This is a genomic window from Micromonospora antibiotica, from assembly GCF_017599305.1.
Lineage (GTDB): Bacteria > Actinomycetota > Actinomycetes > Mycobacteriales > Micromonosporaceae > Micromonospora > Micromonospora antibiotica.
In genome coordinates, this window is record NZ_JAGFWR010000003.1 from 456036 (window position 1) to 471893 (window position 15858).

The window sequence follows — 15858 nt, forward strand, 5'->3', positions numbered from 1 at the left end:
CAAGGCCCGCACCGTCCGCGCCATGGTCACCTGGCTCGACCACAAGATGAGCGCCACCGTCACCGTCACCCCGACGGTCGCCGCCGCCGCCGCACCGCCCGCCCCGGCGACCGTCGCCGCACCGGCCCCAGTCGCCGCACCGCCCGCCGCACCGCCCGCGCCGACCGAGGTCGGGGTGGGGATCGCACCGAAGCGCCTGGTCGCCCGGGAGAGCACCCAGGCCGGCCAGCAGCTCGACCCCGCCACCACGCTCACCGGGATGCGCTTCCTGATCACCGGGGGTGGCCCGGTCGGGGCGTACCTGGCCGAACTGCTCGGGGCCCACGGTGCCGGCGGCCAGCTGGGAGTGCTCGACAGCGAGCAGGCCGACCAGGGATTCGACGGGGTGCTGGTGCTCGACGGGTTGACCAACCTCGACGAGCCGCTGCTGCCCGACGTGTTCCCGCTGTTGCAGCGGGCCCTGGCCGCCGGGCCGCGCTGGCTGCTCGCCGCCGGGGCACAGGACGTCACCGGCGCGGCCGACGGCATGCCCGGCCTGTTCCGCACGATCGCCCGGGAGTACCCGGGGCTGACCGCCCGTTTCGTGGCGGTGGACCCGGCCGCGTCGCCGGAGGTCCTCGCCCGGCAACTCCTCGACGAACTGCTCACCGCCTCCGACGCCCCGGTGGTCGCCCGACGCGGCACCGACCGGTACGTCGCCGACCTGGTCCCGGTCGAACTGGGCGCGCTGGCCGCCGGGGGTGCCGGACCGGCCGGTGACGGGGTCTCCGAGGCGGCCGCGATCGGCCTGGAACGCGACTCGGTGGTGGTGCTGATCGGTGGGGCGCGGGGCATCACCCCGTGGTTCGCCCGGGCGCTCGCCTCCGCCACCGGCTGCCGCATCGAACTGGTCGGCCGTACCCCGTTGCCGACCGGCCCCCAGGACCCGGAGCTGGCCGCCGCCACCGACCGCGCCGCGCTGGTCGGTGTGCTGGCCCGGCGCGGGTCGTCCTCGCCGGCCGAGATCTCCCGCACCGCGCAGGCGATCCTGGCGGCCCGGGAGGTGACCGCGACCATCGCCGAGCTGACCGAGCTGGGCGGTGAGGTCCGCTACCACGCCCTGGACGTCCGGGACACGGCGGCGACCAGCTCGCTGCTGGCCGGCATCCACGCCGAGTACGGCCGCCTCGACGGCGTGGTCTACGCCGCCGGGATCATCGAGGACAAGCTGATCGCCGAGAAGGACCCGGCGTCGTTCACCCGGGTCTTCGACACCAAGGTCGACGGGGCGCGGGGCCTGCTGGCCGGCCTCGACGCGCTACCCACCGCGCCGCGGTTCCTGGTCTTCTTCGGCAGCATCGCCGCCGCCTACGGCAACCGGGGCCAGGCCGACTACGCGGCGGCCAACGACGCGCTGGACGCCATCGGCACCCGGTACGCCGCCCGGACCGGGGTGCGCTGCGTGACCGTCCACTGGGGTCCGTGGGCCCCGGGCGTCGGCCACGGCGGCATGGTCACCGCCGAACTGAGCCGGGAGTACGCCCGGCGCGGCATCGGCCTGATCGACCCGGAGGAGGGCGCGCTGGCCCTGCTGCGCGAGCTGGCCTGGGCCGACCCGTCGGTCACCTCGGTCGTCTACACCGCCTCCGGGTGGTGAGGGTGTCGATGCCTCGTCCCGCCCCCACCCGCCCCATCCGTCGGAGGAACCGATGAACAACGGCGCCGCTGCGCCCGGCCAGATCGCGATCGTCGGGATGGCCGCCCTGATGCCCTCCGCCGGTGACCTGGAAAGCTACTGGCGCAACCTGATCGGCGGGGTCGACGCGATCACCGACGTCCCCGCGCACCGCTGGGACGAGGAGTTCTACGACCCGGAGCAGTCCCACCGGGCCGACCGGATGTACTGCCGGCGCGGCGGGTTCGTCGACGAGTACGCCACCTTCGAGCCGCTGCGGTTCGGGGTGATGCCGGCCTCCGTCGGCGACATCGAGCCGGACCAGTTGATCACGCTGGAGGTGGCCGCCGCGGCGATCGACGACGCGGGCGGCGGCGACCGGCTCCCGGCCCGCGACCGGATCGGCGTGATCCTCGGCCGGGGTGGCATCCTCAGCCCCGCCCAGGCCCGCTACGCCCAGCGGGTGCGGATGTCCAGCCAGGTCGTCAGCATCCTGCGGGAGCTGATCCCCGACGTCGACCCGGCCCGGTTGGAGCTGCTGCGCAAGAAGTTCGACGAGCGGCTCGGGCCGTACCAGCCGGAGGGGACGATCGGTCTGGTGCCCAACCTGGCCGCCTCCCGGGTGGCCAACCGGCTCGACCTGCGCGGCCCGGCGTACACCATCGACGCCGCCTGCGCCTCGTCGCTGATCGCCGTCGACCAGGGCATCACCGAGCTGGTCAGCGGTCGGCTCGACGCGGTGCTCGCCGGTGGCGTGCACCACGTCCACGACATCAGCTTCTGGTCGGTGTTCAACCAGCTCCGGGCGTTGTCCCGGCAGGGGGAGATCCGGCCGTTCGACGCCGCCGCCGACGGCCTGCTGATCGGCGAGGGCACCGGTGTGGTGGTGCTCAAGCGGTACGCCGACGCGGTGCGCGACGGCGACCGGGTCTACGCGGTGATCCGGGGCAGCGGGGTGTCCAGCGACGGCAAGTCGGCGAGCATGTTCAACCCGGCGGTCTCCGGCCAGGTGCTGGCGATCCGGCGGGCCTGGGAGGCCGCCGGGCTCGACCCGACCGCACCGGACGCGTTGGGGCTGCTGGAGGCGCACGGCACCGGCACCCCGACCGGGGACGCCGCCGAGCTGACCACGGTGGCGGAGGTGTTCGGCCCGTACACCGGTGGGCCGCGTCCGGTGATCGGCTCGGTGAAGTCGATGATCGGGCACACCATGCCGGCCGCCGGGGTGGCCGGCCTGATCAAGGCCGCGCTCGCCGTGCACCGGGGGGTGCTGCCGCCCACCCTGCACTGCGAGACGCCGCGCAAGGAGATGGCGGCGACCCGGTTCGCGCCGATCGACACCGCCCGGCCGTGGGAGAGCGACGGGCCGCGCCGGGCCGGGGTCAACGCGTTCGGGTTCGGTGGGATCAACGCCCACCTGATCATCGAGCAGGCCCCGGTGTCGGTGGGCGAGCCGGTGGTGGGGCTGACCGCCCCGGCCGCCGGCCGGGCCGTGGTCGACGAGCCGGACCAGGTGCTCTGGCTGGCCGCGTCGGACCCGGCCGGGCTCGCCGACCTGCTGGACCGCGACGACCAGGAGGTACGCCGGATCGGCGTCGAGCTGGCCGCCCGCTCCGGCGGCCAGGCCCCGCCGCAGACCCGGCTGGGCATCGTCAACCCGACGGACAAGCTGCTCGCGGTGGCCCGCAAGACGGTGGCCCGGGGGCAGGCGTGGCGGGGCGGGCGGGACATCTGGTTCAGTCCCCGGCCGCTGCTCGGCCCGGGGGCGGGCAAGCTCGCCTTCGTCTTCCCCGGTCTGGAGGCGGAGTTCGCCCCCCGCACCGCCGACCTGGCCGCCCACTTCGGCCTGCCGGACCGCGAGTGGTCCGCCGCCGACCTGGGCCGGCACGGCGCCGGCCTGATCGAGGTGGGCAAGCTGCTCGACACGGCGCTGGCCCGGATGAACGTACGACCCGACGCGGTCGCCGGGCACAGCATCGGCGAGTGGACCGCCGCCGCGGTCAGCGGCCAGATCAGCACCGCCGCGATGGACGAGTTCCTCGACCTGTTCAACGCCGACTCGGTGGAGGTCTCCGGGTACGTCTTCGCCGCCGTCGGGGCCGGCGCGGACCGGATCGCCCCGCTGCTCGGCGACTACCCGGGGGTGGTGCTGTCGCACGACAACGCCCCGGCCCAGTCGGTGGTCAACGGCCCGGAGCCGCAGGTCGACCGCCTCGTCGAGGCGCTGCGTACCCGCAACATCCTGTGCCAGAAGCTGCCGTTCCGCTCGGCGTTCCACACCCCCGCCTTCGCCGAGGGGCTCACCTCGATCGGTGCCGCCCTGGGCCGCTGGGAGGTGCACCCGACCCGGATGCCGGTGTGGTCGGCGACCCTGCACGCGCCGTTCCCCGCCGACGAGGAGCAGGTCAACCGGATCTTCGTCCGGCACATGATGGAGCCGGTCTGGTTCCGGCAGACCGTGGAGGCGATGTACGCCGCCGGGTTCCGGGTGTTCCTCCAGGTCGGCGCGGGGCAGCTCGCCTCGCTGATCGGGGACAACCTGCGTGGGCGCGACCATCTGGCGATGCCGGTGAACACCGCGCACCGCAGCGGGTTGAACCAGCTGCGCCGGGTCGCCACCGCCCTGTGGGTGGAGGGGGCCTCCCCGGATCTGGGCGCGCTGACCCCGGCGGATCGGACGGCGGCGACGACGCAGCGCCGTACCCCGGCTGCGGCCGGCACCGACGGCCCGGCGAAGCCCGGGGTGGGCACCGGCCGACGCGGTCCCCGGATGAAGCTCGACCTCGGCGGTCCGCTGGTCCGCCTCGGCGCGGACGCCGCCGGCCTGCTCGGCGTGACCGCGTCGCAGGATGCTCCGCTGTCCACCCCGGGCAACGGAAACGGCGCGGCCCGGCCGACCGTCGTGCCCGCCACGGTCACCCGGTCGGCCGGCGTGCCCGCTGCGGCCGCCCGGCCCGCCACGGTCACCCGGCCGACCGCCGTGCCCGCCACGATCACCCCGCCGGCCGCCGTGCCCGCTGCGGTCGCCCGGCCCGCCACCGCACCGCCGCCGGTCACCGCACCGCCGCCGGCCGTGGCACCGACGGCCGCACCGGTCCCGGTCGCGCGGGTGGCCGGACAGCCGACCGTCGCCACGCCGGCCGGTGCTCCGGCCACCGCGCTGGACGCGCTGCACCGGCTCTCCGGCGGTTCCAGCGCCGCCGCCGAACTCGCCGCCCTGCTGCGGGAGAACACCCGGGGCACGGCCGACGCCCCGACGGCCACCGGTGGCAACGGCACCGCGACGTCGGCCCGACCCGCGACCGCCCCCACCGGGCGGCCACCCACCACGCCGATGCCGCCCACCGTGCCGACGGCGACGACCGCCACCGTGCCGACCGGCAACCGGCCGGTGACGCCGGCCGCCCCGGTCCGCCCGGCGACCGGCGCAGCGGTCGGCGCGGAGATCGGTCGGATCACCCGGCGGATCTCCCTGGAGACCATGCCCTACCTGCTGGACCACTGCTTCTTCGTGCAGCCCGACGACTGGCCGGACCCGGAGGACCGGTGGCCGGTGGTGCCGGCGACCGCCCTGGTCGCGCACATGATGGAGGCCGTGGAGCAGCTGGTGCCCGGCGTCCCGGTGGTGGCGGTGCACGACGCCAAGTTCAACCGGTGGCTGATCGCCGAACCGGCCACCGACGTGGAGATCGTGGTCCGCGCGGCCGGCCCGAACCGGTACGCGGTCGCCTTCGCCGGGTACGCCCGGGCGACCATCGAGGTCGGCACGGCGTACCCGACGCCGCCGCCGGTCTGGACCCACGACCCGGCCACCGAACGACCGCCCACCCTCGGCGCCGCCGAGATGTACGCGGAGCGGCTCATGTTCCACGGCCCGCAGTTCCAGGGCGTGACCGAGGTGCACGCGCTCGGCGACATGCACGTACGCGGCATCGTCACCGCACCGGTGCCCCCGGGTGCGCTGCTGGACAACGCCCTGCAGCTCATCGGCAACTGGCTGATCACCACCCAGCCGTTCCGGACCGTCGCGCTGCCGGTGGGTCTCGGCCAGGTGCGGTTCTACGGTCCGCCACCGCCGGCCGGCCGGGCGTTCGAGTGCGTCGCCCGGGTCCGCGTCATCGACGACGGCAAACTCGTCGCCGACACCCAGCTCAGTTACCAGGGCCGGGTGTGGTCGGAGATCGAGGGGGCGGTGGACCGGCGGTTCGACAGCCACCCGCAGGCCCGGGTCGCGGAACGGTTCCCCGAGCGGCACCCGATGTCGCTGTTGCAGCCCGAGGGCTGGACGATGGCCTTCGACTGCTGGACCGACCTGGTCACCCGGGGCATGGCCGCCCGGGGCATCCTCGGCGGGGCCGCCTACGCCGAGTACGAACGGCACCCGGCCAAGACCCGCAAGCAGTGGATGCTGGGCCGGATCGCGGCCAAGGACGCGGTGCGGGCCCGGCTGTGGGAGGACGGCCACACCGACATCTACCCGATCGAGCTGACCGTCGGCAACGACCCCGACGGCCGGCCATGGGTGCGCGGGCGGCCCGGCCGGGGCCTCGGCGACTGTGACGTCTCGCTGGCGCACTGCGCGGAGATCGGGGTGGCGATCGCCCGCCGCCGGGCACCCGACGCGGTGCCCGGGTCCCCCGGCGTCGGCATCGACGTCGCGGAGGTCACCGAGCACCCGGAGAGCACCTTCACCTTCGCCCTCACCCCGGCCGAGTTGACCCTGCTGACCTCCCTCGCCGGCACGGACGTCGAGGCCCGGCGGTTGTGGTTCACCCGGTTCTGGGCGGCCAAGGAGGCGGTCGCCAAGGCCGAGGGCACCGGGCTGGACGGCTCGCCGCGCCGGTTCCGGGTCTACTCGGCCACCGACGTCGGGATGACCGTCCAGATCGGCGGACGGGCCTACCGGGTCGGTCACCGGGACGTGGCCAACCCCGAGGACCTCCCGCCGCGCCGTTACGTCGTGGCCTGGACCTGGGGGCCGGAGCCGGCACCCGCCACCCCGCCCGGGGTGTCCCGGCCGTGACCCGGCACCCGGTGCGCAGCACCGCCCAACCCATCCGATCAGCAGAAGGAGCAACGATCATGCCCGCGGCCCAGGACACCATCCTCGCCGAGCTCACCGAGATGATCGACGCCGTACTGGGCGACTTCGCCGACGACCAGGTGGTCACCATGGACACCACGTTCTCCGGTGACCTGGGGATGGAGAGCATCGACGTGGTCGCGCTCGCCGGTCGGCTCCAGTCCCGCTACGGCGACACGGTGAACTTCGCCCACTTCGTCGCCAAGCTGGACCTGGAGACCGTCCGGGAGTTGAAGGTCGGCCAGCTCGTCACGCACATCGCCGAGTCGCTGGGGCAGGCCGACGAGGTCGGGGCGGGCAGCCGGTGACCATGGTCCGGGCGAACGGGATCACCCTGCACACGCAGCGGCTCGATCCCCCCGGTCCGGCCGTCGACGGCCGGACCGGGCCGACGCCGACCGCCGTGCTGATCCACGGGATGGCCTCGGACACCATGGCGAGCTGGTACTTCACCCTGGCCGAGCCGCTGTCCCGGGCCGGCTTCCCGACCGTCCTGTACGACCTGCGCGGCCACGGGCGCAGCGAGCGCCCCGCCACCGGGTACGCCCTGGACGACTTCGTCGACGACCTGGCGGCGCTGCTGGCCGCCCTGGACGTCACCGGGCCGCTGCTGTTGCTGGGCAACTCGTTCGGCGGGACCATCGCGTTCGGGTACGCCGCCCGGCACCCCGAACGGGTGGCCGGCATCGTGACCGTGGAGTCCGCGCCACCGGTCCCGGAGTGGATGCGCCGGGTCCGTGAGCGGCTGGCCCGGGTCGCCGACCGGCTGCCCCGGGCCGGCGCGGTCACCGAGATCGGGGCCCGGCGGGGCCGGGTCGCCGCCCAACGGGCCGCCGAGACGCACCGGATGCTCACCGACACCAGTCTGGCGCAGGAGTTGCCGGCGAGCCCGCTGCCGACGGCCGGGGCGCTGGCCGCGATCGACTGCCCGGTGCTCTGCCTCTACGGCGGCGACTCGGCGGTGGTGGAGCTGGCCCCGACGGTACGCGGGCTGCTGCCGCAGACCCGGGTCGTGGTGCTGCCCGACCAGCGGCACACGGTGCTGATCGACCGGCCGGAGGAGGTGCGCCGGCAGGTCTTCGCCTGGCTCGCCGAGGACTGCTCACTCGACGTGGCCCAACCCACCACCGCATGACGACGCGACACGCAGGAGGAGTACCGATGGACACCCCGATCACCGGCCGGTCGATCATCATCAGCAACGGTCGGTGCGGCTCCACGCTGCTGTCCGACCTGATCCACGAGGAGCCGGACACCCTGTCGGCCCAGGAGTTCTTCATGTCGGTCGCGCCGTGGGCGCGCAGTGCCGAGGTGCTCACCGGCGCCGAATACTGGGCGGTGCTGGCCAGCCCCAAGGCGGAGCTGTCCACGCTGTTCCGGATCGGCCTGCCGCCGAAGGAGGTCCGTTACCCGGCCACCGGCCGGTGGGCCGACCGGCTCACCGAGCTGCCCCGCATCCTGGCGATCACGCTGTCGAAGCTGACGCCCGACCCCGATGCGCTGTTCGACCAGCTCGCCGGGCGGGTGCCACAGTTCCGCACCCAGACGGTGGCCCAGCACCACCACGACTTCCTGGATCTGCTCGCCGTGCTGACCGGCAAGACCCGGTGGGTGGAACGCTCCGGCGGCTCCAGCCACGTGGCGCCGTACCTGCTGCGGGGGTTCCCGGACTGCAAGGTCGTCTACCTGACCCGCAGCTGGGAGGACACCGCGCGGTCGATGAGCCGGCACTCGTCGTTCCAGCTCATCCAGTTGCGGGTGGAGTTCCTCGGCCGGTGCGGCCTGGACCCGTTCCGGGTCGGCGCGGACCAGGCGGTGCCGGAGGACCTCCAGCCGTACCTGCCGGACCGGTTGACCGCCGACGCGCTGCGCGAGCGGGGCCAGGACCTGCGCCGTTACCTCGGGTTGTGCGCCTTCATGAGCAGCCAGGCCGACCAGGCGCTGCGGGACGTGACCCCGGCGCACCTGCTGCGGATGTCCTACGAGGACCTGGTCGCCGACCCGGTGGCCGAGCTGACCGGTCTCGGCCGGTTCCTGGACTTCCCCGACCCGTCCGGGTGGGCCGAGCGGATGGCGTCGCGGGTCGTCGCCCCGGCGCCCCGGAAGCTGCCCGCCGCCGTCTAGGCGGTCCCTGTGTGTCCCTGCCCGCTACCGGGTCCGGTCCGCCGGGCCCGGGAACGGGTGTCCACCTTCCTTCGAAAGAGAGATTGTTGGTGAATCCACTCCGGTTCTCCGCACGGCGGTTGTCGACCGCCGTCGCCGTACTCGGGCTCGGGTCGGTGTTGGCGGTTCCCTCGGCGGCGCTCGGTGCGCCACTCGACGCCGCCGACCCCGGCAGCGCGGCCAGCGTGGCCGGCGCGCAGCAGAGCAGCCCGCAACTGCTCGCCAAGGCCCAGCCGGACGAGTGCTTCGCCGGGATCGGGCTGCCGTACCCGGCCGGGCCGCCGTGCGCCGAGGGCAAGGCCAAGGTCAACCAGGCGTACCTGTGGGGGATGACCCGGGTCGGCAAGATGCTGTGGTTCGGCACCGGAGCGAACGTCAACTGCCTGACCAGTGGGCGGGCCCTGCGCAACACCACCCCGACGGTCAACGACGACTGGGTCTGCGAGTACGGCGAGAGCCAGGTCGCCAAGCGCAACCCGCAGTTGCCGCCGATCCTCGGTGACCACCGGCAGCCGCGCCTGTACACCTATGACACCCGCGCCAACAAGCTGGTCGAGAAGACCGACCTGGTGAAGGCGGCCTCCACCGAGGACTCGAACCGGTTGCAGACCACCGCGGGCATCCGGGCGGCCGGCAGCTTCAACGGGGTGGCCCTGCTGGGCGGCCCGGCGCTGGGCACCAGCGTCAACCTGTTCGCGTTCGACACCGACACCGGCGCGTTCCTCGGCTCCCGCAACTTCCCGATGTACGGCAACATCCGGCACTTCACGGTGGCCGGTGACGCCCTGTACGCCGGGGTGGGTGTCGGCGCGAACGGTGGCGAGCGCGGCAACGTGCTGCGCTGGGCGGGCAGCAAGTCCGACCCGTTCGCGTTCACGGTGGTGGCGAACCTGCCGGCGCAGGCCGCCGACCTCACCGTCCACCAGGGGCGGCTGTTCGTGACCACCTGGCCGGGCTCGGACGCCGAGCTGGCCGGCCCGACGGCTGGTTCGGCCGCCCCGCCGCCGAGCATCGCCGCGGTCTGGATGAGCCCGCTGCTGGCCTCGGGTGCCCCGGGGCTCAACCCGGAGGACGCCGACGGCTGGCAGCAGGTGTGGAACGTGTCGGAGTACGAGCCGGACCCGGTGGTGGCCCGCGCGTACGCCCTGGGCGGCCTGGCCTCCTACGGCGGTTTCCTCTACTGGGGCACGATGCACGTGCCGATGAAGGCGACCACGGTGCACATGGCGACCTACCCGCCGGCGGACGAGGCGGCGGCCCAGGCCACCATCCAGAACACCCAGCGGTCGATCAGCATCTACCGGGGCCGCAACTTCGGCTCCCACTTCGAGAAGGTCGAGCTGCTGTACGGCGCGACCGAGCTGCCCGCGTTCGACCCGGCGGCCAACAACGGGGCCGGGGCGTGGGCGTTGCAGTCGACGCACCAGACGCCGAAGTTCGGCCCGCCCGGTTTCGGTAACCCGTACAACAACTACACCTGGAAGATGGTGGTGGCCGGCGGGAAGCTGTACGTCGGCACGATGGACTGGAGCTACCTGGCCAAGGAGCTGGGCAAGGAGACCGCCGCCGAGTTGGGCCTGTCACCGGCGTTGGCCGACGACCTGGCCCGGGCGCCGATGGACGCGGCCGGGATGCGCTCCAGTGCCCTGCCGGAGGCGGTGTACGGCGGTGACCTGTACGCCTTCTCGTCGCCGACGAAGCCGGCGACGACGGTGGACAACACCGGGTTGGGCAACTACCTGAACTACGGCATCCGCAACATGGTCGCCGACGGTCCCACCCTCTACCTGGGGATGGCGAACCCGATGAACCTGCGGGCGGACCCGACCGACGACGTCCCCGAGGGTGGTTGGGAACTGCTCCGGCTCCGGGGCTACTGAGCTGAGGCGTCGGCCCGGTGACCGCGTCGTCGCCGGGCCGGCAGCCTCCGCCGTCCCTTGCCCATTCCTGGCGCGTCCCTGACGTTGCTCGAACATTCCCGGGCGAAAGTATTGATATGATGCCTTTTACCGTTTTTCGCCCTGAAGTCGGGCAGCATTCCGCCCGGCCGGGCCGGTCGGCTCGTCGGCTCGTGGGGGCGCTCGCCCTGCTCGTCGCGCTGACCGTCCCCGCCGGATGCAGCCCCCGCCGCGAGGACGCCACGCCCACCGGCGGCACCACCCCGCCCGCCAGCGCCGCACCCTCCGCCGACGCCCGGCCGGACGTCGCCGTCGGCAGCTCCACGCACACCATCACCGTGGACGGGCGGGAACGCAGCTACCGGCTCTACCGGCCCGCCTCGGCCGACCTCAGCGGGCCGGTCCCGCTGGTGGTGATGCTGCACGGCGCGGCCGGCACAGGCGAGCAGGCCGAGCAGGCGTACGGCTGGACGGCCCAGGCCGACCGGGACGGCTTCCTGGTGCTGTTCCCGGACGGACTGAACCGGGCCTGGGCCATCGGTCCACAGTGCTGTGGCGCACCCGCCCGCGACGGCGTCGACGACGTCGGCTTCATCACCGAACTGGTCACCACCGTCGGCCGGGAGCTACCGGTCGACCCGGCCCGCCGCTACGTCACCGGGATCTCCAACGGTGGGCTGCTGGCGTACAAGCTGGTCTGCGACACCACGACGTTCGCCGCGATCGGCGCGGTGGCCAGCACCCTCACCGGGCAGTGCGCCGATCCGAAACCGGTCTCGGTGCTGCACATCCACGGCCGCCAGGACCAGACCATGCCGTACGCCGGTGGCCCCGGCCGCCGGGACAACGGCGGCACCGGCCGCAACCCGGTCAAGATCGACGGTCCGCCCACCACCGAACTGGCCGCCCGCTGGCGCTCCGTCGACTCCTGTGGCGCACCGAAGGTGACCACCGACGGGCCGGTCACCCGCACGACGGCGAACTGCGCCCAGGGCCGCGCCGTCGAGCTGATCACCGTCGCCGACGCGGGACACCAGTGGCCCGGCGGACGACCCAACCCGCCCCGGGCGGAGAAACTGCTCGACCTCGATCCCCCCTCCACCGCGCTGAACGCCACCGACACCATCTGGCGGTTCTTCGCCGCGCACCCCCAGCCCTCCGGCGGCTGACGGCACCACCACCGGCCCCGGCTGCTGACGGCACCACCCGCCGGCCGGGGTCGGTACCCGCACCCCACAGGACAGGAGTTGAGATGCCCAGCAGAGACGGGCCGGCAGTGGTCGAGGTCGACGACCTCGTCAAGCGTTATCCCCGCGCGGACACCAACGCGGTGGACGGGCTGTCGTTCACCGTCGCGCCAGGCGAGATCTTCGGGCTGTTCGGGCCGAACGGGGCCGGCAAGTCCACCACCGTCGGCATCCTGACCACCCGGTTGCGGGCCACCGGCGGCCGGGTGGTGGTCGGCGGGGTCGACGTGGGCCGGGACCCGGCCGCCGCCCGCGCCCAGCTGGCCGTGGTGCCGCAGCACAACAACCTGGACCGGGCCCTGACCCCCCGGCAGAACCTGGTCTACCACGCCACCTACCACGGGGTACGACGTCGGGAGGCGCAGGCCCGCGCCGCGGAGCTGCTGGAGCGGTTCGGTCTCACCGAACGGGCCGACCGGCGGATCGAGGCGTACTCGGGCGGGATGGCGCAGCGGTTGATGATCGCCCGGGCGCTGACCCACGAGCCGACGGTGCTCTTCCTCGACGAGCCGACCAACGCCCTCGACCCGCAGACCCGCCTGTTGATCTGGGGGCAGCTGCGCGAGCTGCGGGCCCGCGGGGTGGCGATCGTGCTGACCACCCACGCGATGAACGAGGCGGCCCGGGTGGTCGACCGGGTCGGCATCGTCGACCACGGCCGGCTGCTCACCCTCGACACCCCCACCAACCTGGTCCGGGGCCTGGCCGGGGACGCGCTGCTCGACCTCACGGTCACCCCGGCCGGCGGGGACGACCCGGACGCGCTCTGCGCCGCCCTGGGCGAGCTGACCGGCGTACGCAAGGCGGAGCGGTTGGCGACGCCGACCGGCCCGCCCGGCGGGCGACCGGGCGGGCTGGCCGGTGTCGGTGCGGGTGGTGCCGCGATGTTGGCCGCGCTCGCCGCCGGTGGTGGGCGGCCCGGTGGCGGCCGGTTGGCCGCTCTGGCCGGGGCGGGCCTGCTGGGGCGCGGCGGCGGCGCGGCGGGCAACGGCGGCCGGGGCCGGCTGCGCATCCGCCTGCACCTGGCCGGCGATGCCGCCACCCTGCTCGGCCCGGCGGTGGCCGCGCTGGCCGCCCGGTCGGCGGCGGTCAACGCGGTCGACATCAGCGAACCCAGCCTGGAGGACGTCTTCATCGAACTCACCGGAAGGCAACCGAGGTGACCGCTCTCGACACCCCGACCCCACTGCGCCCGGCCACCGAGCCGCGCTCCCGCCCCGGCACCGGGCGGGTGTTCGCCGCGGTGCTGCGCCGCGACCTGATGGTCACCGGCCGGGAACTGTGGGTCATCCTGGTGCAGGTCGGGTTGACGCCGCTGTTCATGCTCTTCGTCTTCGACACCGTCCTGGGCAGCCAGGGCCTCGTCGGGCGCGGCTTCGCCGACGTCTTCCTGCCCGGCATCATCGCGCTGGCCGCTCTCACCACCGCGTTGCAGAGCGTGGCCCTGCCGCTGGTGAAGGAGTTCGGCTTCACCATGGAGATCGAGGACCGGTTGATGGCGCCGCTGCCGACCGGGTACGTCGCGATCGGCAAGCTGGTGATCGCCACCATCCGGGGGCTGCTCGCGGCCGTGCTGATCTATCCGCTCGGGGCGCTGATGGTCGGTTCCGCGCCGTGGCGGCCGGCGGGGCTGCCGCTGGCGTTCGTGGTGGCGCTGCTCGGGGCGTGGATCGGCGGGGCGATCGGGATGAGCCTGGCCACCACCCTACCGGTGCAGCGGATCAACGTGACCTTCTCGGTGATCCTCACCCCGATCATCTGGACCGGCTGCATCCACTACCCCTGGCCCCGGCTGTCGTCGGTGCCCTGGTACCAGGTCGTCACCGCGCTCAACCCGATGACGTACGTCTCGGAGGGGGTGCGCGGGGCGTTGCTGCCCGGCGTGCCGCACCTGCCGGGGTGGGTGTGCCTGACCGTGCTGACCGGGGTGGCCGTCGTGCTGACCTGGGTCAGTGTCCGCTGCTTCAACCGTCGGGCGATCCAGTGACCAGCCGCGCCCGGCACCGCACCCGCACCACGCCCGTTCCCGACAGGTCGAGGAGTTGCCATGGTTGACCCCACCATCGCCGAATCCGACGCGGCGCTCGCCCGCCGGCTCGCCGTCCTCGCCGGTGAACTGCTGCTCCGGGTACGTGCCACCCACGGTCACGCCGATCCCGCCGCGTTGAAGGCCGCCGGTGACCGGGCGTCGCACGACTTCCTCCGGGCCGAGCTGGCCCGGTGGCGGCCCGCCGACGCGGTGTTGTCCGAGGAGGACGAGGGCTCGCGGCTGGTCGACGGCGGCGACACGGTGTCCCGCCGGACCGCCGACCGGGTGTGGATCGTCGACCCGTTGGACGGCACCCGGGAGTTCTCCGAGCCGGGGCGTGCCGACTGGGCGGTGCACGTGGCGCTCTGGGCCCGCGACGCGGCCACCCCGCACGGGTTGGTCGCCGGGGCGGTCGGGTTGCCGGCGCAGAGCCGGGTGCTGGCCACCGACGATCCCACCGCACCGCCGCCCCCGCCCGGCGGGGTGATCCGGCTCGCGGCCAGCCGCAGCCGTCCCCCCGCGTTCCTGGCCGTGCTGGCCGAGGAGGTCGGCGCGGAACTGGTGCCGATGGGTTCGGCGGGGGCGAAGATCGCGGCGGTGGTGACCGGTGAGGTGGACGCCTACATCCACGCCGGCGGCCAGTACGAGTGGGACTCCGCCGCACCGGTGGCGGTGGCCACGGCCGCCGGGTTGCACGCGTCCCGCATCGACGGTTCCCCGCTGACCTACAACGAGGCGGACCCCCGGCTGCCCGACCTGCTGGTCTGTCGCGACGAGCTGGCCGGGCCGCTGCTGGCCGCGCTGCGACGGCAGCTGGCCGGCACGGCGGTCCCGTCCGGTTCCCCCGTCCCCCACCCCGGAAAGGACCCGAGATGAGCAGCGGATCGGCTGCGTACCAGGTCTCCCAGCTCGACGAGCTGGAGGCGGAGAGCATCTTCGTGATGCGTGAGGTGGTCGCCGAGATGGAGCGGCCGGTGCTGCTCTTCTCCGGTGGCAAGGACTCGATCGTGATGCTGCGCCTGGCGCAGAAGGCGTTCGCCCCGGCCGGCATCCCGTTCCCGGTGATGCACGTCGACACCGGGCACAATTTCCCGGAGGTGCTCGACTACCGCGACCGGCGGGTGACCGAGTTGGGTCTGCACCTGATCGTGGCGAGTGTCCCGGAGGCGCTCACCCGGGGCCTGGTCCGCGAGTCCGGTGACGGGATGCGGAACCGGATTCAGACGCCGGTGTTGTTGGACGCGGTGGAGAAGCACCGGTTCGACGCGTTGTTCGGTGGGGCGCGGCGGGACGAGGAGAAGGCGCGGGCGAAGGAGCGGGTGTTCTCGTTCCGGGATGAGTTCGGGCAGTGGGATCCGAAGAATCAGCGGCCGGAGTTGTGGTCGTTGTACAACGGTCGGCATCATCCGGGTGAGTCGATCCGGGTGTTCCCGTTGTCGAACTGGACCGAGTTGGACATCTGGCACTACATCGCGCGGGAGCGGGTGCCGTTGCCGTCGATCTACTACGCGCACGACCGTGAGGTGATCGAACGCGACGGTATGTTCTACGCCGTCAACGAGTTCTTCACCCCCCGCGCGGGCGAGGAACCCTTCACCGCCCGGGTGCGGTACCGCACCGTCGGCGACGCGTCGTGCACCGCCGCCGTCCGCTCCGACGCGGACACGGTGGAGAAGGTGATCGACGAGGTGGCCGCGACGCGGATCACCGAGCGGGGTGCGACCCGGGGCGACGACCGGGTCAGCGAGGCCGCCATGGAGGACCGCAAGCGGGAGGGCTACTTC

11 protein-coding genes are annotated in these 15858 nt (G+C 73.7%); all 11 read left to right on the forward strand.

Going from position 1 to position 15858, the window contains the following annotated elements; translation table 11 throughout:
• A partial coding sequence (locus JQN83_RS10055; protein ID WP_208566790.1) for an SDR family NAD(P)-dependent oxidoreductase occupies positions 1 to 1636 on the forward strand: 1636 nt, incomplete at its 5' end.
• 52 nt (positions 1637 to 1688) lie between these two features.
• Positions 1689 to 6677, forward strand: a complete 4989-nt coding sequence (locus tag JQN83_RS10060) for a type I polyketide synthase (RefSeq protein ID WP_208566791.1) — start codon at positions 1689 to 1691, stop codon at positions 6675 to 6677.
• 59 nt (positions 6678 to 6736) lie between these two features.
• Complete coding sequence (locus JQN83_RS10065) at positions 6737 to 7045, forward strand: acyl carrier protein (RefSeq protein WP_208566792.1); 309 nt, start codon at positions 6737 to 6739, stop codon at positions 7043 to 7045.
• A 2-nt stretch (positions 7046 to 7047) separates the two neighbouring features.
• Positions 7048 to 7872, forward strand: coding sequence for an alpha/beta fold hydrolase (locus JQN83_RS10070; RefSeq protein ID WP_244252177.1), 825 nt, complete (start codon positions 7048 to 7050; stop codon positions 7870 to 7872).
• 26 nt (positions 7873 to 7898) lie between these two features.
• Positions 7899 to 8861 (forward strand): sulfotransferase domain-containing protein, encoded by a 963-nt coding sequence (locus JQN83_RS10075; protein ID WP_208566794.1) that lies wholly within the window; start codon positions 7899 to 7901, stop codon positions 8859 to 8861.
• Positions 8862 to 8950: 89 nt separating this feature from the next.
• Complete coding sequence (locus JQN83_RS10080) at positions 8951 to 10780, forward strand: hypothetical protein (RefSeq protein ID WP_307799149.1); 1830 nt, start codon at positions 8951 to 8953, stop codon at positions 10778 to 10780.
• Between the two features lie 191 nt (positions 10781 to 10971).
• On the forward strand, positions 10972 to 11967 hold the full coding sequence (locus JQN83_RS10085; protein WP_307799141.1) for an extracellular catalytic domain type 1 short-chain-length polyhydroxyalkanoate depolymerase: 996 nt from the start codon (positions 10972 to 10974) through the stop codon (positions 11965 to 11967).
• An 83-nt stretch (positions 11968 to 12050) separates the two neighbouring features.
• Entirely contained in the window at positions 12051 to 13208 is a 1158-nt protein-coding gene (locus tag JQN83_RS32940) for an ABC transporter ATP-binding protein (RefSeq protein ID WP_244252078.1), read from the forward strand.
• Positions 13205 to 14032: an ABC transporter permease gene (locus JQN83_RS10095; RefSeq protein WP_307799143.1), complete on the forward strand. Its 828-nt coding sequence runs from the start codon at positions 13205 to 13207 to the stop codon at positions 14030 to 14032. The genes JQN83_RS32940 and JQN83_RS10095 overlap by 4 nt, the downstream gene beginning before the upstream one ends.
• A 60-nt stretch (positions 14033 to 14092) precedes the next feature.
• Positions 14093 to 14950, forward strand: coding sequence for a 3'(2'),5'-bisphosphate nucleotidase CysQ (locus tag JQN83_RS10100; protein ID WP_208566796.1), 858 nt, complete (start codon positions 14093 to 14095; stop codon positions 14948 to 14950).
• Positions 14947 to 15858, forward strand: a 912-nt coding sequence (cysD, locus tag JQN83_RS10105) for a sulfate adenylyltransferase subunit CysD (RefSeq protein WP_208566797.1), incomplete at its 3' end; no start/stop codon positions are given. The genes JQN83_RS10100 and cysD, both read left to right, overlap by 4 nt.

Coding starts and splice junctions, on each gene's coding strand:
- JQN83_RS10060 (WP_208566791.1), top strand. CDS start 1,689: ATGAACAACGGCGCCGCTGCGCCCGGCCAGATCGCGATCGTCGGGATG.
- JQN83_RS10065 (WP_208566792.1), top strand. CDS start 6,737: ATGCCCGCGGCCCAGGACACCATCCTCGCCGAGCTCACCGAGATGATC.
- JQN83_RS10070 (WP_244252177.1), top strand. CDS start 7,048: ATGGTCCGGGCGAACGGGATCACCCTGCACACGCAGCGGCTCGATCCC.
- JQN83_RS10075 (WP_208566794.1), top strand. CDS start 7,899: ATGGACACCCCGATCACCGGCCGGTCGATCATCATCAGCAACGGTCGG.
- JQN83_RS32940 (WP_244252078.1), top strand. CDS start 12,051: ATGCCCAGCAGAGACGGGCCGGCAGTGGTCGAGGTCGACGACCTCGTC.
- JQN83_RS10100 (WP_208566796.1), top strand. CDS start 14,093: ATGGTTGACCCCACCATCGCCGAATCCGACGCGGCGCTCGCCCGCCGG.